Origin of the sequence: Pseudomonas sp. NFR09 (assembly GCF_900111535.1) — a bacterium.
Lineage (GTDB): Bacteria > Pseudomonadota > Gammaproteobacteria > Pseudomonadales > Pseudomonadaceae > Aquipseudomonas > Aquipseudomonas extremorientalis.
Window position 1 is genome coordinate 409,890 of record NZ_FOIH01000003.1, and the last position, 21,674, is coordinate 431,563.

The window sequence follows — 21,674 nt, forward strand, 5'->3', positions numbered from 1 at the left end:
CCCTCGAGTGAGGACGGATCATGCGCGCACGGACACTCTCTTGGTTGTACCTGATCGTCATAACGGTGTGGCCGCTGGCCTCTTATGGCGCCTGCACCATCAACAACACGGCCGGCGATGACGTCTCCAATTGTGACAGCGGCACGGCGCCGGGCTTTACCGACACCGGGGGTAACAACACGCTCAATGTCTCAGGGACGGGCCAGGTGACTGGCGACGTGACGTATGGCGACGGGGAGGATAAGGTGGATATCAGCGGCGGTCGGGTCGGTACCGTCAGCACGGCGGACGGTATCGACACCTATGCCCAGAGCGCCGGCACTGTAGCGAATGTGTTTCAAGGCAACGGCCGGGATATCTTCAGGATGAGCGGTGGCACCATCACAGGCGCCTTCGAAGACGGCGACGATGCCAAAATGGCCGCCGGCACCATCGGTCGCGTCGACATGAAACTCGACAACAACATCTTTGATATGTCGGGTGGCCGCATCATCGGCAACCTGGTCACCGGCTTCGGCAACGACACCATCCTGATCTCGGGCACCGCATTTGTGGGCGGCAACATCAGTGTCAGCGGCGGTGACGACCACGTGACCGTCTCGGGCGGTGAGGTGAACGGGCAGATCCTCCTCAGTTTCGGCAATGACGACTTCATCTGGACCGGCGGCAACCTGCATTCGTTTGTGCTGATGGGTGCGGGGGACGACACGGCACTGCTGCAGAATCTGACAAGCGCTCAATTGGCGGCAGCGCAACTAGTGGACGGCGGTTTGGGCAACGACAAACTTACCCTGGACAACACCAAGGCCGGGGACCCTGGCCTGCTGCCCAACTGGGAAGCCATCCAGCTGGACAACGGCTCCGAGCTGACCCTGAGCGGTACGACGCTCAAGCTGGGTGATAGCGGTTCCGGTACCGGCACACTGGGACTGGATGGCACGAGCACACTGCAGGCCGGTACGGGCGTGATCGAAGCCTTTACCGCCGGCCGGTTGGTTACCGTAAAAAACAGCGGCGTGATCGACATGACCACGGGCAGTTCCAGCACCAGCGACTCATTGACCATCAGGGGCAATTACACCGGCAATGGTGGGCGCCTTGCACTGCAAAGTGCTTTGGGGGGCGACGGTTCGCCCAGCGACAGGCTGGTGATTGACACAGGTGTCATTGGGGGTAGCACAGCGATCAGCGTGACCAACCTGGGGGGTGCGGGTGCGGCGACGCTGCAGGATGGTATCCAGGTGGTGCAGGCCCTTAATGGTGCCTCCGGCAGTGCCAACGCCTTCACCCTCGCCAGCCCGGTCTCCGCGGGTGCGTTCGACTACCGCCTGTTCAAGGGCGGTGTAACCGCAGGCACGGCAGAGAATTATTACCTGCGCTCCACTGTCCCGGTGCAGCCATCAGGCCCTGAGATCATCGTACCTTTACCGAGCCCGGGCGAGCGTCCCTTGCCCCCTAACCCAGGGACCGAGCCAGAGCCTATCTACCGCAAGGAAGTGCCGATCTACGCCGCACTGTTTCCAGCTGCCAAGCAGATCGTGCTCGCCATGCTGGGGACCTATCACGAACGCATGGGGGACCAGAGCCAACAACAGAGCGGCAACGGCTTGGCCGGCTGGAGCCGAGTCTACGGCAGCAGCAGCCGTCAAGGGTTTGCTGGCACGGTGAGCCCGACGCTGGACAGCACGGTCAAGGGCTTCCAGGTAGGCAGCGATGTCTACACCGCTACCGACGACAGCGGGCGTACCCATCGTATTGGGCTGTTTGTGGGCCACAGTACGCTCAAAGGCAACGTCAAGGGCTTCAACGGTGGCTGGCAAGATCTGGACGCCGGCAAGACCACCTTGCACGCTGACAGCGTGGGGGGGTATTGGGCGCTGATCGGTGCCAATCGGGCGTATCTGGACCTGGTGCTGATGGGCAGTCGTTTCAATGGCAACAACGAATCGGACCGTGGCGTGAAGATGAAAACCCGAGGGCGCAACATGAGCGCGTCCGCCGAAGTCGGCTGGCCGTTCCAGGTCACCCCGCGCTGGACAGTGGAACCACAGGCTCAAGTGATCGTCGGCAAGACAAAGCTCGACAGCCAGAACGACGGTATCTCCGACGTCAAGTACGACGCCGATACCAGCGTCACCTCCCGCCTGGGTGTAAGGCTACGCGGTGATTACAACGTCCGTGGCATGCCGTGGCAGCCCTATGCGCGCGCGAACGTCTGGCACGCCAGCGCCGGGGACAACAGTGTGATTTACAACCGCACCACCCGGATCGATACCGAACAGAAATCCACCACCCTGGAAGTCAGCCTGGGTGCCATCTTGCAGGTTACTCGCGATGTGGCTCTGTATGGCGAAATCGGCTCCAACCGCAATCTGGACAGCAACACTTACAACGGCCACGAAGGCACTGTGGGTGTCAGGGTGGCGTTCTAGGTTTGTATCGCAGTGTGTACGCAGCCCGCTGCGATACACAGCCTTTAACTCGGCGGGTTTCCTGAAACAGGCCAGATACAGCCGGGCGTTCAACTGAGCACCGGCACACATCCAGCCGCAGGAGGCTCGCCATGCACGCTCAGTTGAACCGCCGCTCCACACCACTTTTCCTGGCCATTGCCCTGGCGCAATTCGGCATCCTGGGCATGGCCCACGCCGAAATGCCCGAGGCACCGACCAAAGTTGTCGCCAGCGCGCAAACCGCCTTCGGTGCCCTCAAGCACGTCAAGGCCGGCCTGCTCGATGTGGCCTATGCCGAAGTCGGCTCCGCCACCGGCCCGGCGGTGATCCTGCTGCATGGCTGGCCCTACGACATCGACAGCTATGCCCAGGTCGCGCCGTTACTGGCGGCCAAGGGCTATCGCGTGTTGATCCCTTACGCACGGGGTTATGGCGACACACGTTTCCTCTCGAATGACACCCTGCGCAACGGCCAACCGGCGGCGCTGGCCAGTGATGTGATCGACTTCATGGACGCCCTGAAGATCAAGCAAGCGGTACTCGGCGGCTACGACTGGGGCGCGCGCTCGGCGGACATCGTCTCGGCACTGTGGCCGGAGCGGGTCAAGGCGCTGGTGTCGGTCAGCGGTTACCTGATCGGCAACCAGGCCGCCGGCAAGAACCCACTGCCCCCCAAAGCCGAGTTGCAATGGTGGTACCAGTTCTACTTCGCCACCGAGCGCGGTGCCGCCGGCTACCAGAAAAACACCCACGACTTCGCCAGGCTGATCTGGCAACTGGCGTCGCCGCAGTGGAAGTTCGATGACGCCACGTTCGACCGCAGCGCCAAAGGCCTGGAAAACCCGGATCACGTAGCGATCACTGTGTTCAACTACCGCTGGCGCCTGGGCCTGGTCCAGGGCGAGACGAAGTACGACCCGCTGGAGCAGCAACTCGCCCAGGCGCCGTCCATTGGCGTGCCGACCATCACCCTCGAAGGCGACGCCAACGGCGCCCCGCACCCGCAGCCCGAGGACTACGCCAAGCGCTTTACCGGCAAGTACGAGTTCCGCCTGATCAAGGGTGGCATTGGCCACAACCTGCCGCAGGAAGCGCCCGAGGCATTTGCCAAGGCGGTCATCGATGCGGATCACCTGTGATGAAGCGCCTGTGCATGGCCGCATTGGCCCTCGCGAGTTCGACCGGCGCCTTCGCCGACAGCGCAGCCTCGCCGATCTACGGCGTGACCATCCCCGACGGCTACCGCCAATGGGAACTGGTGGCGCCGGCCCAGGAAGCCGACCCGTTGAACGAACTGCGCGTGGTGCTGGGCAACAGCGCTGCGCTCAAGGCTTACCGGGAGGGCAAGTTGCCTTTCCCGGATGGCACCGTCCTGGCCAAGTTGGCGTGGAAACACGAGCCGTCACCGGACTTCAAGACCGCGTCCATCCCTGGCGCGGCGACCACGGTGCAGTTCATGGTCAAGGACTCGAAAAAATACGCATCCACCGGTGGCTGGGGCTTTGGACGCTTCATCAATGGCAAACCCGCCGATGAAGCGCAGCACCAGACGTGTTTTGCCTGCCACCAGGCGTTGGTGAAAGACCGGGATTATGTCTTCACCAGGCTGGCCCCCTGAAAGCCAGCCCGTTAAAGGTCTGGCGATAAGTACCCTGTGGCGAGCGGGCTTGCCCCGCGCTGGGCTGCGAAGCGGCCCCAAAGCCAGCCGCCGAGGAGTGCCTGACTCACCGCATTCCTCCTTACAGGGTCGCTTCGCAACCCAACGCGGGGCAAGCCCGCTCGCCACAAATCAGCCAGATATGGCCGGTTTTTTCAACGACCTTGAAAGCGCAGACCCTGAAAGCGCGAAAACTGATAGGCGATTCCCAGCCAGATGAACCAGGCCGGCATCACGCACAGCGCCAGGCGTGTATCCGGCCGCAACGCCAGCAGGCCCAGTACAAACGCGAGAAACGCCAGGGCAAACCAGGCCATCGGCACACCGCCTGGCATCTTGTAGGTGGATTGGGCGTGCAGGTCCGGGCGTTTTTTGCGGTAGGCGATGTAGGACGCGAGGATGGTCGACCAGGTAAAAATCACCAGGATCGCCGACACCGTCGACACGATGGTGAAGGCGGTCATCACCTCCGGCACCACAAACAGCAACACCAGCCCCAGCAACATCAGCAAACTGGTAAACGCCAGGCTGATAAACGGCACGCTGCTGTTGGACAAGCGCCGGAAGATACCCGGCGCATCACCCAGGTCGGCCAGGCCGAACAACATGCGGCTGGCGGAAAACACCCCGCTGTTGGCCGACGACGCTGCCGAGGTCAGCACCACAAAGTTCACGATGCCCGCTGCGGCGGGAAACCCTGCGACGAGGAACAACTCGACAAACGGGCTCTTGCTCGGCGACACCTGCTGCCAGGAGGTCACCGCAATGATGCATGCCAGGGCCAGCACGTAGAACAGGATGATGCGCAGCGGGATCGAGTTGATCGCCTTGGGCAAGGTCTTTTCCGGCGCACGGGTTTCGGCGGCGGCGGTGCCGATCAACTCGGTGCCGGCAAAGGAAAAGATCGCCATCTGGAAGCCGGCAAAAAAGCCGAACAGGCCGTTGGGAAATGCCGCCTGTTTATCCAGCAGGTGGCTCAACGAAGCGGTGACACCGGTGGGCGAGACGAACGAACTGGCGATCAGCACTCCACTCACCCCGATCAAGGTCACCACGGCGACGATCTTGATGATCGCGAACCAGAACTCCACTTCGCCGAACAGCCTGACCGTCAGCACATTCAGTGCGAACAGGGTCAGCAACATGCCCACCGCCGGCATCCAGGCCGGTACATCGGGGAACCAGTACTGGAAGAAACCGCCGACCACAACCGCGTCCCCCACCACCGCCACGCTCCAGCTCAACCAGTACGACCACCCGAGAAAGAACGCCGCGCGCGGCCCCAGGTAAGCACCGGCAAAGTCGGCGAAACTCTTGAAGTCGAGGTTGGACAGCAGCAGCTCGCCCATGGCGCGCATCACGAAGTACACGAACAGCCCGATGATCATGTAGATCAGGATGATCGAGGTGCCGGACAGCGCGATGATCTTGCCGGAGCCCATGAACAGGCCGGTGCCGATCGCGCCGCCCATGGCCATCAACTGGATATGGCGGTTGCTCAGGGTGCGTTGCAACGCAGGCTGTTCACACAGCCCGGGCGTGGTTGCTTTCATCACAAAACCTCTTGTTATGTTTTTGAGTTTTGGCAGAAGAAAAGTCGAGGGGGCGTTGTTATTGGCTGTGGTGTTCGAAACCGTGCAGCACGTTGACCGCATTGATGCCGATCTCATCGACCATGTAGCCGCCTTCCATCACGAACAGCGTGGGCACGCCGACGCTGGCGATGATCTCCCCCATGCCGAGGAAGTCTTCGCTGTCGAGCAGAAAGTGGCTGATAGGGTCGTCCTTGAAGGTGTCGACGCCCAGGGAAATCACCAACACTTCAGGGGCGAAGCGGCGCAGTTGCTGGCAGGCGTCGATCAGGGCGGTGCGGTAATGGGTCCAGGTGGTGTTTTTCGGCAATGGGTAGTTCAGGTTGAAGCCCTCCCCAGCGCCGACGCCGCGCTCGCTGCCGGCACCGGAAAAGTACGGGTAGGACACCGCCGGATCGCCATGCAGGGATATGAACATCACGTCCGGGCGGTCGTAGAAAATATTCTGGGTGCCATTGCCATGGTGGAAATCCACATCCAGCACCGCCACGCGCCGAGCGCCCTGGGTGATGGCGTGCTGCGCGGCAATTGCGGCGTTGTTGAGGTAGCAGTAACCACCCATGTATTCACGGGCTGCGTGATGGCCCGGTGGGCGGCACAGGGCAAAGGCGCTGCGATGGCCTTCGTCGAGCAACGCCAGGCCGGTCAGTGCGATGTCGGCGCTGGTCTTCACCGCCTGCCAGGTGGTGCGGGTAATCGGCGAACCGGCGTCCATCGCGTAAAAACCGAGCTTGCCGTCGATGAACGCCGGCACCTGCTGGTTGGCCAGGTCGCGTACCGGCCACACCAGGGGCAAGGCGTCATGGCTGCGGCCGATGGCAGTCCATTCGGCCCAGGCGGTTTCGAGGAACGCCACGTAGCGTTCGCTGTGGGCGGCGACGTAGCAGGCCCGGTCAAAACGGCGCGGCGTAATGATATCGCCCAGGCCAACCTGACGGACCCGGTCACGCACGGTGTCGGCGCGACTGGGTTGTTCGAACGAGGGCTTGAGCACGCCGTCCTTGAGTTCGGTGCCATGGTGCAAACGGTGGGCTTCGCTGAAAACAGTCAACATGTGAGGGCATCCGCCAGTAAAAGACAGGGTCTATTTTGTTCTGGCGGCAGTGGGCTTTCTTTGCTTTTACTTACGGCACTGTTAGGTTTATCGAGAATATTTACCTCAACGGCGCATGATTATGAAAAATAAAACCAGACAGGTCGTTCTTGACGACACCGATCTCGCCATCCTCGCCCTGCTGCAGCAAGACGCCAGTATTTCCAACGCGCAGTTGAGTGAGCGCCTGTCCCTGAGCCTCACGCCCTGCTGGCGCCGACGCAAACGCCTGGAAGAAGAAGGCGTGATCAAGGGCTACCAGGCCAACCTCGACCGCAAGATGCTCGGGCTGGACATCCTGGCGTTCGTGCATGTGCGTTTTGCGATCCATACCGACCATGCGCCGGACGCGTTCGAGACCGTGGTGAAGGAACTGCCGCAGGTGTTGTCGTGCCACAAGATCACCGGGGATGCCGATTACCTGTTGCAGGTGCTGGCCGAAGACCTGGACAGCTACAGCGAGTTCGTCGAGAGCGTGTTGCGGCGCCAGTTAGGGATTGCGTCGATTCAATCGAGCCTGGCGCTGAGGGAGGTCAAGGCGACGAGTCGGGTGGCCATTCCACAGCGCGAATAACCGGCGCTTTCCAGGGGCGCGATATGGCAAATCGCCGTCACTGCGATGTGAAAAATTCGTTAACTAATTCTCCCTGAAGGCTTTTTCCTACAGGAACAATCTGCCAGACTAATGCGAATAATTATCAACAGATTTATTATTCGCCAGGGACGGCGTTCGGGGAGAGTCAGTTCCATGTCAGTGCAACAACACGGCGGTAACGTTTTTTCACCCAGCCTGATGGCATTGGCGGTCTGTCTGGCCAGTTCTTCCGCGGTCTTTGCCGCCGATACCCAGGCACCGGCCGCCACCCTTGAGTTGGGCGCCACGCAAATCTCCGGCGAAGAGCAACTGGGCGAAACCACTGAAGGCACCCAGTCCTACACCACCGGCGCGATGAAAACGGCAACCAAGCTGCCGTTGACCATGCGCGAAACCCCACAGGCCGTCACCGTCATTACCCGCCAGCGGATGGATGACCAGGCGATGACCAGCATCAACGATGTGGTCAAGGCCACCCCGGGGTTGTTCCTGAATTTTTCCAGTGGCCCTGGCCGGCAGTCCTACACGTCACGCGGCTTCGACATCGACAACCTGATGTATGACGGCATCCCCAGCGGCTACAACGGCGTCACTGTCGGCGCACAACCGAACCTGGCGATGTTCGATCGCGTCGAAATCGTGCGCGGCGCCACCGGCCTGGTCACCGGCGCGGGCAACCCTTCCGCCGCCATCAACCTGGTCCGCAAGCGCCCACTGGACGAGCAGAAAGTCACGCTGACCGGCGCCGCCGGCAGTTGGGACGACTATCGCGGCGAACTCGACGCCTCCAGCCCGCTCAACGACAGCGGCACCTGGCGCGGTCGCGTGGTTACCTCGTACCGCGACGCCAACAGCTTCATCGACAACGCCGAGGAGTATCACGGCCTGTTCTATGCCGTCACCGAAGCCGACCTGAGCGAAGACACCACCCTGACCCTGGGTTTCTCCAACCAGAAGGACAAGACCAATTACTTCTGGGGCTCGTCGATGGTCGGCCTGGATGGCCATCACCTTAACCTGCCGCGCTCCTACAACCCCGGCACTGACTGGGAAAACAAGGACCAGGAGATCAACACCGTATTCGCCGAACTGCGCCAGCAACTGGCCAACGACTGGAAACTGCAAGTCAACGCCAACTATGCCGAACAGAACGCGTTGTTCTCCGGTTCCTACCAGTCGCGCTGGGTCGCCAACACACTGGCGCGCACGGTCTACCAGGCGGCCTACGATGAAAACCAGGCAGGTGCCGACGTCTTCGCCAGCGGCCCCTTCCAGGCGTTCGGGCGTACCCATGAACTGGTGGTAGGCGCCAGCCGGCGCATCTACGACATGACCACCCACAACTACAGCCCCTACAACACCAACTGGCCGCTCACAGCGGGCAAACCGGACTTCGTCCATACCACCAATGACCGTGACGTGACCACCCAGGATGGTGTCTACGTCACCACCCGCCTGAACTTGACCGACCCGTTGAAGCTGATCCTCGGCGGGCGCCTGGACTGGTACGACTACGACGCCCATGGCAGCAACACCGGTGACTACAAGGTCACCCGCAACCTCACCCGCTACGCCGGCCTGATCTACGACCTGGACGACCACCACTCGGTGTATGTCAGCTACAGCGACATCTTCACGCCCCAGAGCGAAAAAGACACCTCCGGCAGCCCGCTCAAGCCCATCGTCGGCAAGAACTACGAGGTGGGTATCAAGGGTGAATACCTGGGGGGTGCGCTCAACGCGAGCGTGGCGCTGTTCCGCGTCGACCAGGAAAACCGTGCCGTCGGCGTGACAGTCGCAAACTGCCCGCAGGCCTCCTGCTCTGTGGCCTCCGGCGAGATTCGCAGCCAGGGCATCGACTTCGAACTGCAAGGCGCCCTGACCGAGAACTGGCAGGTCGGCGGTGGCTACACCTACGCGCGCACGCACACTATCAAGGACGCCGCCAACCCGCAGAAGGTCAACAAGCAGTTCGACACCGACACCCCGGAGCACCTGTTCAAGCTGACCACCAACTACCGCTTCCAGGGCCCGTTGGAAAAACTCCGCGTGGGCGGCAACGTCTCCTGGCAGAGCCGCATGTACAACGACTTCAAAGTCGCGGATGGCAGCACCTACCGCCTGCAGCAGGGCGCCTATGCAGTCACCGACCTGATGGCCGGCTACCAGGTCAACCAGCACCTTGACCTGCAACTCAACGCCAACAACATCTTCGACCGTCGTTACTACCAGTCCATCTCCAACTCCGTGAGCTATGGCGGTGACTCCTACGGCAACCCACGCAATATGATGCTGACGGCAAAGTACAGCTTCTGACCGCCGTCCGAACCACGGCTATCCGCCCGGGTAGCCGCCCCTAAAGTCCCACCTCCCGATGCCGATACACGTTTGGCATCACTGAATCCAATAACAATCAAAAACACCCGATTCGCTCCACCCTGCCCTTCGCTTTGTTCCGGCCAGACCACATGGAGTAAGTGTGAATGCCCACCCGCACGCGTTTTTCCGAGCACTACCGCAAAGCCGACCGCATCATGCTGGCGCTGGTCTGGCTGATGTTCCTGTTTTCCCTGGGCCTGGCGTTCTGGCACGACACCTTGGTGCAGGCCGTGATAGTCGGCGGTAGTACCAGCGTGGTGCTGACCGCGCTTTACCGCGCCATCGGTGGTACCCGTGTCATGCGCTGCGCGCTCGGCGCGGGCTTGATGGTCATGGCGGCATTGCATATCAACCAGGCCCAGGGCTTGATCGAAGCGCACTTCGGCATCTTCGCGTTGCTCGCGGTGCTGACGTTTTACCGTGACTGGCTGCCGATCCTGGTGGCGGCGGCCACCATCGCCGTGCACCACGTGGTTTTCCATGCGCTGCAACATCAAGGCTTTCCAGTGTTCGTGATGGAACACCACGGCGGCTGGACCATGGTGTTCGTGCATGCGTTCTACGTGGTGATGGAGACCGTCGCCCTGCTCTACCTGGCCGTGCACAGCCAGGCCGAAGCGGTCGAGAGCCAGGAAATGCTCGAGAAGATGCTGGCGGTCACTTCCCAGCTCACCGTTGAAACCGCCCAAGGCGACCAGGGCAAGACCCACGTCTCCCTCGCCAAGCGTTTCGACCATTTTCTGCATCAGTTGACCGGCCTGATCGACGGCGTCGCCCGTGACTCCCACGGCCTTGGCCAACTCGGCCAGGAATTGGCCAGCGCCAGCGGCACCCTGGAAAAAGGCGCACGGCACCAACTGGCGCAAATCACCGAGATGAGCGGCTCGATGCAGCGCATGGAAGACGCCATGGGCCACATTGCCGTGCACGTCGAGCAAGCGGTGGATCATGCCGGCAAGGCCAGCCAACAGATCCTGCGCGGCCAGGAAAGCGTCGGCCGCGCCCAGCAGGAAATCACCCAACTGGCCACCCGCCTCAGCGGCACCCACGACACGGTGCAGGGCCTGGCCCTGCAAACCGAACAGGTCGGCACCGTGCTTGAAGTGATCAGCAGCATTGCCAACCAGACCAACCTGCTGGCCCTCAACGCCGCCATCGAAGCCGCCCGCGCCGGCGAGCAAGGCCGTGGCTTCGCCGTGGTTGCCGACGAAGTGCGCAACCTGGCGCAACGCACGGCGGTATCCACCCAGGAGATCAAAACCATCATCGAAGGCCTGCAACACGGCAGCCGGCAGGCGGTGCAAGCCATGCATGATAGCCGAGAGGGCGTAGAGCGCTGTGTGGAGGACAGCCAGGTGGCCGTTGACATGCTGCGCGCAGTGGGCGACGACATCGCCCACATCGATGACCTCAATGGCCGTATCGTGACCACAACCCGCGAGCAGACCACCGCGAACCTGGAGATTGTCGGGCGTCTGCAGTCGGTGCAGAGCATTGCGCAAAGCACCGCGGACGATGTGGAAACCCTGGCACGCAGCAGCGAGCGGTTGCCGCCGATCGCGGTGCGCCTGGATGCGTTGGGGAGAAGGTTTCATCAATGATGTCTGGTTTGTCGGCAACGCCCGCAAGGTTTGCATAGTGCGCCAACAGGCGGGCAACCACCTGGTACCGCTCAGCCAGACCGGGCTCACCGAGCCGCCTCAACGCGTTCGCCGTCCGCCGCGCCTGAAGTGCGTTGATTGCAGGGTGACCGGCATACCGGGCCAGGCGATAAGCACCGCGATCTGCGCATTGTGCAATCGGGGTTCCTGGGACCAGCAGCCTGGCGGCGTTATGCAGCCGCTCCAGGCTGCGCCCCAGTTCGAGTGACAGATAGCCCAGTGCATCGACTGGCGAGTCATCCGTGCCCGACAATGCCCGCAATGAGACCAGCCGATGAAGCTGCCTGGCGTGCCACTTCGACAGGTTCATACGTCCCCCGGCACGCAGTAGTCGCAAGATGTCCCGATGAAGCGCGTGCTGTAGGGCACGCACATGGCTGCCGGGTTTCCTCGGCAGGATCTGGAACGCCAACATACAGATAGCCATCGCCACCAACCAGGCGAGCGCCTGATTAGCGAAGTCGATGAAATCGTAATGGGCCGTGCCGCCGGTGCCGACCAGCGTGTTGAACGCAATCAGGTAGGCAATGCCTTGCAGGGCATGGCGCGGCTGGGTCGTAGCCTGGATACCCCATACCCAGAACACGCTCAATACAACGCTGAGCAGCGCAAAACCATTGATCTGAGGCAGCAGCAGAAACTTGCAGGCAGCCGCCGCTACAATGCCGTAGAGCGTACCCCTGAGGAAGCCGTCAAGCCCTCGGGTAGGCGCCGGGTGGGTCGCCAGCAAGGTGCAACACGGCCCCAACACCGCCAGCAAGGTCGGGCCCTGGTCCCAGCCCGTCAGGTACCACACCGCGCCGGTCACCAGGGTGGCGGCCAAGGCGCGGACCCCATTGCGCAGCGCATCGCCATAATGACGATGGAAAGCTACCGTCCGTACAGGCGGCGGGGTGGCGCTTTCAAGGCTGGCAAAACTCGATAAGGCGCCGGACAGGTCCGCCAATGCCTCGGTCAACCCATCCGGGGATTCACTTTCATTCTCAAGAACGCCTTGCAGGACGCTGACCCGCGCGGCAGCCGTGACGAAATCGAAGGGGATCTGCGCCAGTTGTTCAAGGGCCTGGCCCGCTCCAACGCACGCGGGCAACGGGGGCAGGCTTGGAGTGACCAGCACGGCGGCCTGCAAATGCGCCAGCCCACCCTGGAGCGTCTTGAGCCTGGAACGAATCAGGTACGACTCACCTCGCCCGATCCCGAGCAGCTCATCCACCTTATTGATATCGAGGACGAGTTGCGCGGGGTCGCCTGCGTCGCCCTTGAATCGAAGGGCCAGTAACCGTAGCGTGCGCATGGAAACGTCCCGAAGCGCCTGCTTCAGTTGTGCCTCGACCGTTTTGCGCCCCAGCAGCGAGGCCACCAGGCTCAGGCTCAAGACCCCAAGGACCACCGCCGTTCCCCGTGTGACGATGTGATCGAAGCCTTGCTCAGGCGCAACGATGGCAGGGCCAAGGGCAAGGCATACGGTATAGCCCGCAACCACGGCCGCCGTGGCGTGATAGTGCCGCAGCAGGGTCATGGCTGCGACACACAGCCCCAACCACACGCCGACCCCCAGAATGAACAGCAGCATCTGTTGGGCGAACATCCCCATCAGGATCACGGCAACGGCCAACCCCAGCAGGGTACCCACGACGCGCATCACACCTTTGCCCACCACCGCGCCCTGGATCGGATGAATCAGTAGCAACACCGTCGACGCTGCCGAGAACGGCGAGTCCAGGTGCAATTGCAAACCCAGCCACAGTGCCAGCACGGCCGCTACCACACTGCGGCCCACATAGCCCAAGGTCTCCCGGGTCCATGGCCGCGGCAGCGCGGCCAACCAGCGCCATACATGCACGGCCATCACATGAACGCCTGCAGCCAGCGCGTGAGCCGCCAACGCGCGTCGGCATTTGCCTGGCCGACTTCAATGCTCGCCGTCATGCCCGCCGCCAACTCCACTCCCTGTGGCACGCTGTCCAACTCGATCCGCACAGGCACGCGCTGGGCCAGGCGTATCCAACTGAACGTCGGTGCCACCTGGGGCAAGCCGCTGTCACCACGCAGCTCGTTAGTGTCGGCGATGCCCCGGCCAATACTGGCGACATGCCCTTGAAGCAGCGGCGCAAACCCCATCAGTTTGATCGACGCCGGCGCGCCCAACAGCACGCCAGGCAGCTTGGTTTCTTCAAAATAGGCGGTCACCCAGAAACTCTGGCTGTCGACCACATAAATATTGGTGCTGCCCGCCACGGCGTAGTCACCCGGTTGAAGCCGAAGTTGCGTCACATACCCTTCGACCGGCGAACGCACGGCAGTGCGCCCCAGGTCGAGCTGGGCCTGGGCCAACTGGCTGCGCGCCGCGTCCAGCCGGGCTTTGGCCACAGCCAATTGCTGGGCGGCGTTGTCGGTTTCTTCCCGTGCAATCGCATCGCCGAGTTGGCTGCGGCGCCTGAACTGCGCAGTGCGCTGCTCGAAAATACTGCGAGCCTCGGCCAGCTCCGCCATGCGCTGTTGCTGGGCGATCTGGTAGGCACGCTGATCGATCTCATACAGCAATGCACCTTTGGCAACCCATTGGTTGTCGCCCACCAGCAAGCGTTCCACCTGCCCGGACACCTCGGGCGCAATGTGGATGACCTGGGCGCTGACCCGCCCATCCCGCGTCCAGGGCGCCAGCACATAGGCGCGCCACAACTGCATGCAGAACAACAGGGCAACCAGCCCCAACCCCAGCGTCACGGCCATCTTGAACAGTTTATTGAGCGTCATGGCGCCGCCCTCACAGCTTCAGCACGAGGGTCGAGAGGACAATGAGCGAGACAAAAAACCGCGCCAGACTGGGGTGCCAGGTCCGGTCCAGCCAAGTGCGCACGACCCGCTCCAGCACACCGTAGACCAATGCCGCCGCTCCCACATACAGCAGGAACGGCGGCAGGTAGAGGTTGGCAATCGTGATTTCGCTCAGCATGGTTCAAGTCTCGTAACGGCCTTCAGGGTGAGGCCCTTGGTGAGCATGGTAGGGCGTACCTGAAACGGCCGATATTGAGTATGCTGCCAGCCTATAATCAATTTCGGACAGTCGACGGGGGATTTGATGAACGAGACAACCCTGTACACGGTGGAGCAATTCGAACTCGACGACCTGGGTCAACCCGCCGTGGCGGTAATGCTGGGCGCACAGCGCAACGACGCAGAATACGCGGTGCACACCCATCGCAAAGGCCAGCTGGTGGTGGCCTATCACGGCGGCATCGTGTGTACGGTGGAGGATGGTGTATGGATGGTGCCTACAGGATTCGGCGTGTGGATTCCGGCGGGTATCGCTCACAGCAACCGCATCACCGCCAACGGCAAAGTCGGTTTTCTGTTCATAGAGCCCAATGCGGCTGCGTTGCCGCAAACCTGCTGCACGCTGGTGCTGTCGCCACTGATTCTCGAACTGATCCTGCACCTGAGCACCCTCGACCAGGACTATCCGGATCCGAGCGCGAGCGCACGCCTGGCCCGCGTGCTGCTTGAACAACTGGAGCAGGCCCCTTCGGAGCGACTGTACCTGCCCCTGCCCGCTTCGGCGCAGCTGCGCGTCATCGCCCGTCGTCTGGCCGAGGCTCCGGATAACCGCTGCACCATGGCGCAATGGGCGCAGCAGGTGGCGATGAGTGAGCGTTCCCTGGCGCGCCTGGTCAAGCGCGAAACCGGGCTGACCTTTGGCCAATGGCGCAAGCAATGGCAAATCATCGTAGCCTTGCAGAACCTGGCCGAGGGCGAGTCGGTGCAGCGTACCGCCGAGACGCTGGGGTACGAGTCCGTCAGCTCGTTTATCAGCATGTTTCGCAAGACGCTGGGGTCGTCACCCGCACGTTACATCCGCAATACCCGACCGACGACGCCTGGCGCCATTGCCTGACCTGGCCCAATTCCTGCGTGCTTCCCATCCCGTCGCTACTGACTACGCGGACGACTCTTTTGGGCCCCGCCGCCCAAGCACCTGCACCGATAATCGGTCATCCCCCCAGCTATCCCGAGGCCTTCCCCCATGACGAGCCCCTCCACCGAACAGGTCAGCCCGCAAACCCTGCGCAAGGTCATCATCGCCGCCGGCATCGGTAATTTCGTCGAGTGGTTTGACTTCGCCGTCTATGGCTTCCTCGCCACCACCATCGCCCAGCAATTCTTCCCCAGCGGCGACGCCAGCGCGGCGCTGCTCAAGACCTTCGCCGTGTTTGCCGTGGCCTTCGCGTTCCGGCCCCTGGGCGGTATTTTTTTCGGCATGCTCGGCGACCGCATCGGCCGCAAGCGCACCCTGGCCATGACCATCCTGTTGATGGCCGCTGCCACCACGTTGATCGGCCTGCTGCCCACCTACGCCGCCATCGGCGTCACGGCGCCCATTCTGTTGTCGCTGATCCGCTGTGCCCAGGGCTTCTCCGCCGGCGGTGAATACGCCGGTGCCTGTGCTTATCTGATGGAGCACGCGCCGAGTGACAAACGCGCCTGGTATGGCAGTTTCGTGCCGGTGTCGACGTTTTCCGCTTTCGCCGCCGCCGCCGTGGTGGCCTATGCCCTTGAGGCGTCATTGTCCGCCGAAGCCATGGGCAGTTGGGGCTGGCGCCTGCCGTTCGTGATTGCCGCGCCACTCGGCCTGGTGGGCCTTTACCTGCGCTGGAAGCTGGACGAGACGCCTGCCTTCCAGGCCGTGAAGGAAGAGCACGCCGTCGCCCACTCCCCGCTCAAGGAAACCTTGCGCAACCATGGTGCGGCGATCTGCTGCCTGGGCGCTTTTGTGTCACTGACGGCGTTGTCGTTTTATATGTTCACCACCTACTTCGCGACGTACCTGCAAGTAGCGGGCGGGTTGAACCGGGCGATGGCGCTACTGGTGTCGCTGATCGCGTTGATTTTCGCGGCGGCGATCTGCCCGCTGGCGGGGCTGTATTCGGACCGGGTCGGGCGGCGTGTCACGGTGATGACTGCCTGTGTATTGTTGATCGTGGTGGTGTATCCGTCGTTCCTGATGGCCAGCTCCGGTTCGTTTGCGGCGTCGATTGTCGGCGTGATGTTGTTGGCGGTTGGGGCGGTGCTGTGCGGCGTGGTCACGGCGGCCTTGCTCTCGGAGACCTTCCCGACCCGTACGCGCTATACCGCTTCGGCGATCACCTACAACATGGCGTACACGATCTTCGGCGGCACCGCGCCGCTGGTGGCGACATGGTTGATCAGCACCACGGGCAGCAACCTGTCACCGGCGTTTTACCTGATTGCCGTGGCGTTGCTGGCACTGGCCGGTGGGTTGGCGTTGCCGGAGACGTCGCGGATGTCCTTGCACGACGTGGGTGGTGAGCAAACAAGCACCGCACCTTTGCTTTCACGGTAAACGGCAGGAGGGTGAACGCCGCTGGACGCAGGTAGGATCAGTTCGACACCTGCCTGCTGCCGCATCCAGACCTTCAACAGCGTTTTCTGCAGGTGCCGCAGCGAACCCTTTGGTGCGCATCTGCTAAACCGCCGCAGCCATGCGCGCTCTAGCCCCCCAGGCGAACGTCACGACCATCAGCAACCCCATGCCCGCCATCGCCGCGCCGGCCAGGGAAATCGCCGGGTAGCCCAGCCCTGCGTTGATCACTGCTCCCCCCACCGCTGCACCAATCGCGTTGCCGAAGTTGAAGGCGCCGATGTTCACGGCCGAGGCCAGGTTCGGCGCATCTTTGGCCGCTTCCATCACACGCATCTGCAACGGCGGCACGACGGCGAAGCTGGCGATACCCCAGATGAGGATGCTCACCGCTGCCGGTATCGGCCAACGCATCAGGAATGCGAAGGCCAGCAGGACCAGAATCAGTGCGCTCAGCGAGACGATCAGGGTCCGGTCGATCGAGCGATCTGCCGCCTTGCCACCCCATACATTGCCCAGGGTCAACCCGACGCCGAACAGCACCAGCATGGCCGTGATAAAGGGGGTAGACGCATGGGTCTCGTTGCTCAGGATCGGCGCGATGTAGGTAAACACGGTGAACATAGCACCGGAACCCACCACGGTCAGGGCCAGAGCCGCCAGTACCGAACCACGCCCCAGCACCTTGATTTCGGCCAGCACACCGTCGCTTTTCGGCAGCGGCAGGTCAGGCAGCGCGAACCACAGCGCGACCATGGTCACCAGGCCCAGTCCGCCAATGCCCCAGAACGCCGTACGCCAGCCAAGCAGTTCACCCAACCAGGTCGCCAGTGGCACCCCACCAATGGTCGCCAGGGTCAGGCCCATAAACATCGCGGCGACGGCTCCGGCGCGCTTGTCCGGCGCGACCACACTGGCCGCGACGATGGAACCGACACCAAAAAACGCGCCGTGGTTGAGCGAAGTGATGACGCGGGCAATCAACAGGTCGTAGTAGCCGGTTGCAAGCGCCGACATTACGTTACCCAGGGTGAAAATGGCCATAAGCCCGACCAGCAAGTGACGACGGGGAATCTTGCCAGTGGTCAAGATCATCAGTGGCGCACCGAACAATACCCCCAGGGCGTAGGCGCTGACCAACAGCCCCGCAGTGGGAATCGAAACGCCCAGGTCATTGGCGATGGTGGGCAACATGCCCATAGGCGCGAACTCAGTGACGCCAATGCCAAAGGCACCGACAGCAAGGGCTACAAGGGGTGGATTGATACGCATGGAAGACTCCTCATTTATGCCGCAAATGCTACGATCAACGCTTTGACGGCACTAGACCGTTTAATTGGCAATCACCTTTGCGTACGAGGCAAAAATGGATTTCAACGGCAGATCGGGTGAGATGGCGGTATTCGCAATGGTGGCGCAGGAAGGCAGCCTGTCGGCAGCAGCGCGGGCATTACGATTGACGCCCTCGGCCGTCAGCCGCGTCATCGCACGCACAGAACAACGCCTGGGCACCCGCCTATTGATTCGCACGACCCGCGCCCTCGCCTTCACAGCCGAAGGCGAGGCGTACCTTCGCGGCGCCCGGCGCATCCTGGCCGACATGGCGGAAGTCGAAGAAGCCATCGCCGACCAGGGCGCGCCCAAAGGCCGGCTGCGGGTCAGTGCGGCCCTGGGCCACGGCCGCATGACCATCGTGCCGTTGGTGGCGGCGTTCAGCGCCCGCTACCCAAACATTGTGGTGGACCTGACCTTGGGCGACGAAGTGGTCGACATCCTCGGCGGCCAGGCTGACGTGGCGATCCGCTTTGGCGACCAGCCAGACAGCCCGCTGACAGCCCGGCGCATCGGCGACACCGGCCAGGTCCTGGTGGCATCGCCGGAGTACCTCGCGCAACACGGCACGCCTCTGGAACCCAACGACTTGCTGCGCCACAACTGCCTGCGCTTCAACTTCCGCCGTGCGCAATCCGACTGGCCCTTCGCCCGCGACGGCAGGGAGTTTTCCCTGAAGATAAACGGCAATATCGAATGCAGCAGTGGCGAAGCCCTCGCTCAACTGGCGCGATTAGGCGCCGGTATCGCACGCATCGGCGAGTTCACGGTTGCACAAGACCTGCAACGCGGTGACCTGGTGCGCCTGCTGGAATCCTGGAACCCCGGCGACCGGGAGCCGATCCACGTGGTGTTTGTCGGCGGTGCGAGCATGCCGGCGCGGATCCGCGTGTTTGTGGACTTTTTGCTGGAGCATCACCGGCTATAAACGTGCAGGCTTGTGCAGCCGCTCAAGCACCTCGTCAGCCGCCTCGCGCCATGCCTGCGTCGCGCCTTTGTTTCTCAACACCGCCAACCCGGCCGCCGTAAAGGTGCCCGGTGTCGCAATCGCGCGCCCCAACGCTTCCAGGCTCGCGGATGGCTGGTGGCGGGCGCTGGCCAGACAGTCTTGCAGGTTGCCCATCACCAGTTGGGCGGCCTGGTCCTTGGACAGGCCTTTGTCGGTAAACCACTGCTGAAGATCACTCAGGAAAAAATAGAACCAGCCGTTCATGCAGGCCGCGACAGTGGCCAGTTCGAACGCCTCTTCCTCGTCCAATACAACCAATGAACCGAGCGCGCCCAGCAGCGTTGCATGGGGTTCGCCACCGGGCGTGACCACCACGGTCGTCTGGTTGATCTGCGCGGCATAGGACAGCATGGCGCGCACCACACGCGCTTGCGGGAACCGGCGTTGAAGCTCGGCCAGCTTCAATCCCGCCACCAGCGACACCAGCGTTTGCTCAGGTCTGAGCTGCACTTCATTCGAAAGCTGATCGACCACCTCCGGGCGCACGCCCAGGACCAACAAGTCCGCCCCATCGACAACCTGTTGATTGTCAGCCATCACCTCACAGTCCCACTGTTCAGCGAGTTGCTGCGCACGTTGGTGGTTACGCGGGGACAGCAGCACCCGCCCGCCAAACTCGCTGCGCCGCAGGCCGATCACCACCTTTTCCGTCAGCTCACCGACGCCCAGGATTCCAATCTTCAGCACACTGTCCGCTCCGATTAATTCTGTAGTCGAGTGCATCATAGGCACGATTGCTGTCTTCATGCAGGCAGGCGTTCACGCTAAACTCGCCGCTCTTAACATCGGCCAGGAAGGCAAGCATGAGCACTCAAGGGAAAGACCGGCAAATCGACAACATCGAATTCAACGTCAGCGATATTGCCCGCAGCAAAACCTTCTACGGCGGCGCGTTCGGCTGGACGTTTGTCGATTACGGCCCCACCTATACCGAGTTCAGCGATGGGCGTCTGACTGGCGGGTTCACCTCGGGGGAGTCGGTTCGGCCGGGTGGGCCTCTGGTCATTTTGTACGCCGATGACCTCGAGGCCACGCAGCAGCGACTCAAAAGCCTGGGGGCTGTCATCACCCGCGAGACATTTTCGTTCCCTGGTGGACGCAGGTTCCACTTCACCGATCCGGATGGCTATGAACTGGCGGTTTGGAAGGCTGATCAGTAGGCCTCGACCCGACGCTTAGGCGAAGGCATCAATCGCTCTCCCTCAAGACCCACCCTCACAGGATATGAAGGTTACCCATGCGTTCTCTCTTTCCCCTGGCCCTCAGCTTGACGCTACTCGGCTGCGCCACTACTAAAACCGACGTTCGCAACGAAGCCCAAATCAGCCAATATGACCCGGCCAACTCGGCCCGAGTCCGCTTTATTACAGGTGACACCACCAACGCAGGTTTCCTCAGCGGCCAGACGTGCGAGATGTTTTACAACAAGTCCCTGCTGACCCAAACACCCGAAGAAGCTGGGTGGCAAAAAGCCCATATCGACTCGGCGGGGCTCTACCCGTTCAGGACCACCGACAGCCAGAACAGCGTGATTGGCATGCCTGCCAGCAAGGCAAGCAAAGCCATCAACCAGTCACCCAAAGTGTTTGACGAGCACGTCATTCCAGCGGGTAAACCCTTTATTGCAGGGTTCGCCATGGGCGGTTCGCAAATGTCCTGTTTTCCCGCGCCTGTCACACTCATTCCCGAGCCCGGTAAAGACTATGAAATGGAACTTCAGATGGTCAAAATCAGCACGTTCAAGGGAGGTTGCGTGATTGCCGTTCGCCAACTCTCGGTTCAGGGCAATGCCACTGTTGAAACACCGCTGAGGCCGCAGGTGTGTGCCAAGACGCCATCGGGTTGGTACACCGTCAATCCAGCACCTTTGCCCTGATAGGCCACAGTGGGACGAAATAGTCGTCCTATTTGTAGGGCAGCTTCCTGACCTGGAGCGAGGTTTGTATTCATGGAAGAAAAGATGCGGATTTACATCACAGGCGCTTCGTGTGCGGGCGTGACGACGCTGGGCCGAAACATCTCCACTCGGCTCGGTATCGGGCAGGTCGATGTCGACGATTACTACTGGATGCCCACAAACCCTCCATTCACAACAAAGCGACCTCCCGGCGACCGCGTTGCCCTGATGCAACAAGCACTCGGTGACGACAACTGGGTGCTGACCGGTTCGTGCATGATCTGGGGCGATGCGTTGATCGCCGATGCTGACTTGATTGTGTTTGTGGTCACACCCACGCCCGTTCGCCTCGAACGGTTGGCGGCCCGCGAAAAGGCCCGCTTTGGCGATCGGATCACACCCGGTGGTGATATGCATGCGATACACGCGGCCTTCCGGGAATGGGCTTCGCAATACGACGACCCGAATTTCTCAGGGCGCAACCGGGCGTGGCACGAATCATGGCTGTCACAGCAGACGGTACCGGTCTTACAGATTAACGGGATGCGCAGTGCTGAACAGATGGCCGCTGAAGTCGCTCAGGCTGTGTCGCAAATGCCGAAACAGCTCAAAACATGAACGGCTGA

At 62.0% G+C, this 21,674-nt stretch carries 18 protein-coding genes and 1 pseudogene; 12 read left to right on the forward strand and 7 right to left on the reverse strand.

Going from position 1 to position 21,674, the window contains the following annotated elements:
• The first annotated feature begins 20 nt into the window (after positions 1–20).
• The 3 genes from BMX59_RS09380 (at position 21) to BMX59_RS09390 (ending at position 4,071) form a co-directional block, all read left to right on the forward strand.
• On the forward strand, positions 21–2,432 hold the full coding sequence (locus tag BMX59_RS09380) for an autotransporter family protein (protein ID WP_093121134.1): 2,412 nt from the start codon (positions 21–23) through the stop codon (positions 2,430–2,432).
• A gap of 131 nt (positions 2,433–2,563) precedes the next feature.
• On the forward strand, positions 2,564–3,592 hold the full coding sequence (locus tag BMX59_RS09385; RefSeq protein WP_093121135.1) for an alpha/beta fold hydrolase: 1,029 nt from the start codon (positions 2,564–2,566) through the stop codon (positions 3,590–3,592).
• Entirely contained in the window at positions 3,592–4,071 is a 480-nt protein-coding gene (locus BMX59_RS09390) for a cytochrome P460 family protein (protein WP_071488155.1), read from the forward strand. Before BMX59_RS09385 ends, BMX59_RS09390 begins: the two co-directional genes overlap by 1 nt.
• A 194-nt stretch (positions 4,072–4,265) precedes the next feature.
• Here BMX59_RS09390 and BMX59_RS09395 read toward each other — a convergent pair whose 3' ends face one another.
• The gene (locus tag BMX59_RS09395) at positions 4,266–5,663 is read right to left on the reverse strand and encodes an amino acid permease (RefSeq protein WP_093121136.1); all 1,398 of its coding nucleotides are present in this window, start codon (positions 5,661–5,663) and stop codon (positions 4,266–4,268) included.
• Between the two features lie 58 nt (positions 5,664–5,721).
• A complete protein-coding gene (locus BMX59_RS09400; RefSeq protein ID WP_093121137.1) occupies positions 5,722–6,756 on the reverse strand; it encodes a histone deacetylase family protein in 1,035 nt (344 codons plus the stop codon).
• Between the two features lie 121 nt (positions 6,757–6,877).
• On the opposite strand from BMX59_RS09400, the gene BMX59_RS09405 reads away from it, so the two are divergent.
• The 3 genes from BMX59_RS09405 to BMX59_RS30960 all read left to right on the forward strand — a co-directional run bounded on the left by BMX59_RS09405 (position 6,878) and on the right by BMX59_RS30960 (position 11,370).
• Complete coding sequence (locus BMX59_RS09405) at positions 6,878–7,369, forward strand: Lrp/AsnC family transcriptional regulator (protein WP_092243927.1); 492 nt, start codon at positions 6,878–6,880, stop codon at positions 7,367–7,369.
• 174 nt (positions 7,370–7,543) lie between these two features.
• Entirely contained in the window at positions 7,544–9,706 is a 2,163-nt protein-coding gene (locus tag BMX59_RS09410) for a TonB-dependent siderophore receptor (protein ID WP_093121138.1), read from the forward strand.
• A gap of 167 nt (positions 9,707–9,873) precedes the next feature.
• The gene (locus tag BMX59_RS30960; RefSeq protein ID WP_093121139.1) at positions 9,874–11,370 is read left to right on the forward strand and encodes a methyl-accepting chemotaxis protein; all 1,497 of its coding nucleotides are present in this window, start codon (positions 9,874–9,876) and stop codon (positions 11,368–11,370) included.
• A gap of 31 nt (positions 11,371–11,401) precedes the next feature.
• Here BMX59_RS30960 and BMX59_RS09420 read toward each other — a convergent pair.
• From BMX59_RS09420 to BMX59_RS09430, 3 genes and pseudogenes are all read right to left on the reverse strand, one after another.
• Positions 11,402–13,279 (reverse strand): annotated as a pseudogene (locus tag BMX59_RS09420) (FUSC family protein); the annotation flags it as partial.
• Complete coding sequence (locus BMX59_RS09425; RefSeq protein WP_092243937.1) at positions 13,279–14,187, reverse strand: efflux RND transporter periplasmic adaptor subunit; 909 nt, start codon at positions 14,185–14,187, stop codon at positions 13,279–13,281. The gene BMX59_RS09425 and the pseudogene BMX59_RS09420, both read right to left, overlap by 1 nt.
• A 10-nt stretch (positions 14,188–14,197) precedes the next feature.
• A complete protein-coding gene (locus BMX59_RS09430; RefSeq protein ID WP_092243940.1) occupies positions 14,198–14,386 on the reverse strand; it encodes a DUF1656 domain-containing protein in 189 nt (62 codons plus the stop codon).
• Positions 14,387–14,512: 126 nt separating this feature from the next.
• On the opposite strand from BMX59_RS09430, the gene BMX59_RS09435 reads away from it, so the two are divergent.
• Both BMX59_RS09435 and BMX59_RS09440 read left to right on the forward strand, forming a co-directional pair.
• A complete protein-coding gene (locus BMX59_RS09435; RefSeq protein WP_093121140.1) occupies positions 14,513–15,325 on the forward strand; it encodes an AraC family transcriptional regulator in 813 nt (270 codons plus the stop codon).
• Between the two features lie 129 nt (positions 15,326–15,454).
• On the forward strand, positions 15,455–16,792 hold the full coding sequence (locus tag BMX59_RS09440) for an MFS transporter (RefSeq protein ID WP_093121141.1): 1,338 nt from the start codon (positions 15,455–15,457) through the stop codon (positions 16,790–16,792).
• Positions 16,793–16,915: 123 nt separating this feature from the next.
• Here BMX59_RS09440 and BMX59_RS09445 read toward each other — a convergent pair whose 3' ends face one another.
• On the reverse strand, positions 16,916–18,082 hold the full coding sequence (locus BMX59_RS09445; RefSeq protein ID WP_093121142.1) for an MFS transporter: 1,167 nt from the start codon (positions 18,080–18,082) through the stop codon (positions 16,916–16,918).
• A 94-nt stretch (positions 18,083–18,176) separates the two neighbouring features.
• Here BMX59_RS09445 and BMX59_RS09450 point away from each other — a divergent pair, with 94 nt between their 5' ends.
• On the forward strand, positions 18,177–19,070 hold the full coding sequence (locus tag BMX59_RS09450) for a LysR family transcriptional regulator (RefSeq protein ID WP_093121143.1): 894 nt from the start codon (positions 18,177–18,179) through the stop codon (positions 19,068–19,070).
• On the opposite strand, the gene BMX59_RS09455 is transcribed toward BMX59_RS09450, so the two are convergent.
• Positions 19,065–19,838, reverse strand: a complete 774-nt coding sequence (locus BMX59_RS09455; protein ID WP_093121144.1) for an NAD(P)-binding domain-containing protein — start codon at positions 19,836–19,838, stop codon at positions 19,065–19,067. The genes BMX59_RS09450 and BMX59_RS09455 overlap by 6 nt on opposite strands.
• A 116-nt stretch (positions 19,839–19,954) precedes the next feature.
• Between BMX59_RS09455 and BMX59_RS09460 the strand changes: the two genes are divergently transcribed.
• From BMX59_RS09460 to BMX59_RS09470, 3 genes are all read left to right on the forward strand, one after another.
• Entirely contained in the window at positions 19,955–20,311 is a 357-nt protein-coding gene (locus BMX59_RS09460) for a VOC family protein (protein ID WP_093121145.1), read from the forward strand.
• 77 nt (positions 20,312–20,388) lie between these two features.
• Positions 20,389–21,027 carry a hypothetical protein gene (locus tag BMX59_RS09465; RefSeq protein ID WP_093121146.1) on the forward strand — a complete coding sequence of 213 codons (639 nt, stop codon included), beginning with the start codon at positions 20,389–20,391 and terminating at the stop codon, positions 21,025–21,027.
• Positions 21,028–21,111: 84 nt separating this feature from the next.
• On the forward strand, positions 21,112–21,666 hold the full coding sequence (locus BMX59_RS09470) for an ATP-binding protein (protein WP_071488140.1): 555 nt from the start codon (positions 21,112–21,114) through the stop codon (positions 21,664–21,666).
• Positions 21,667–21,674 lie beyond the last annotated feature (8 nt).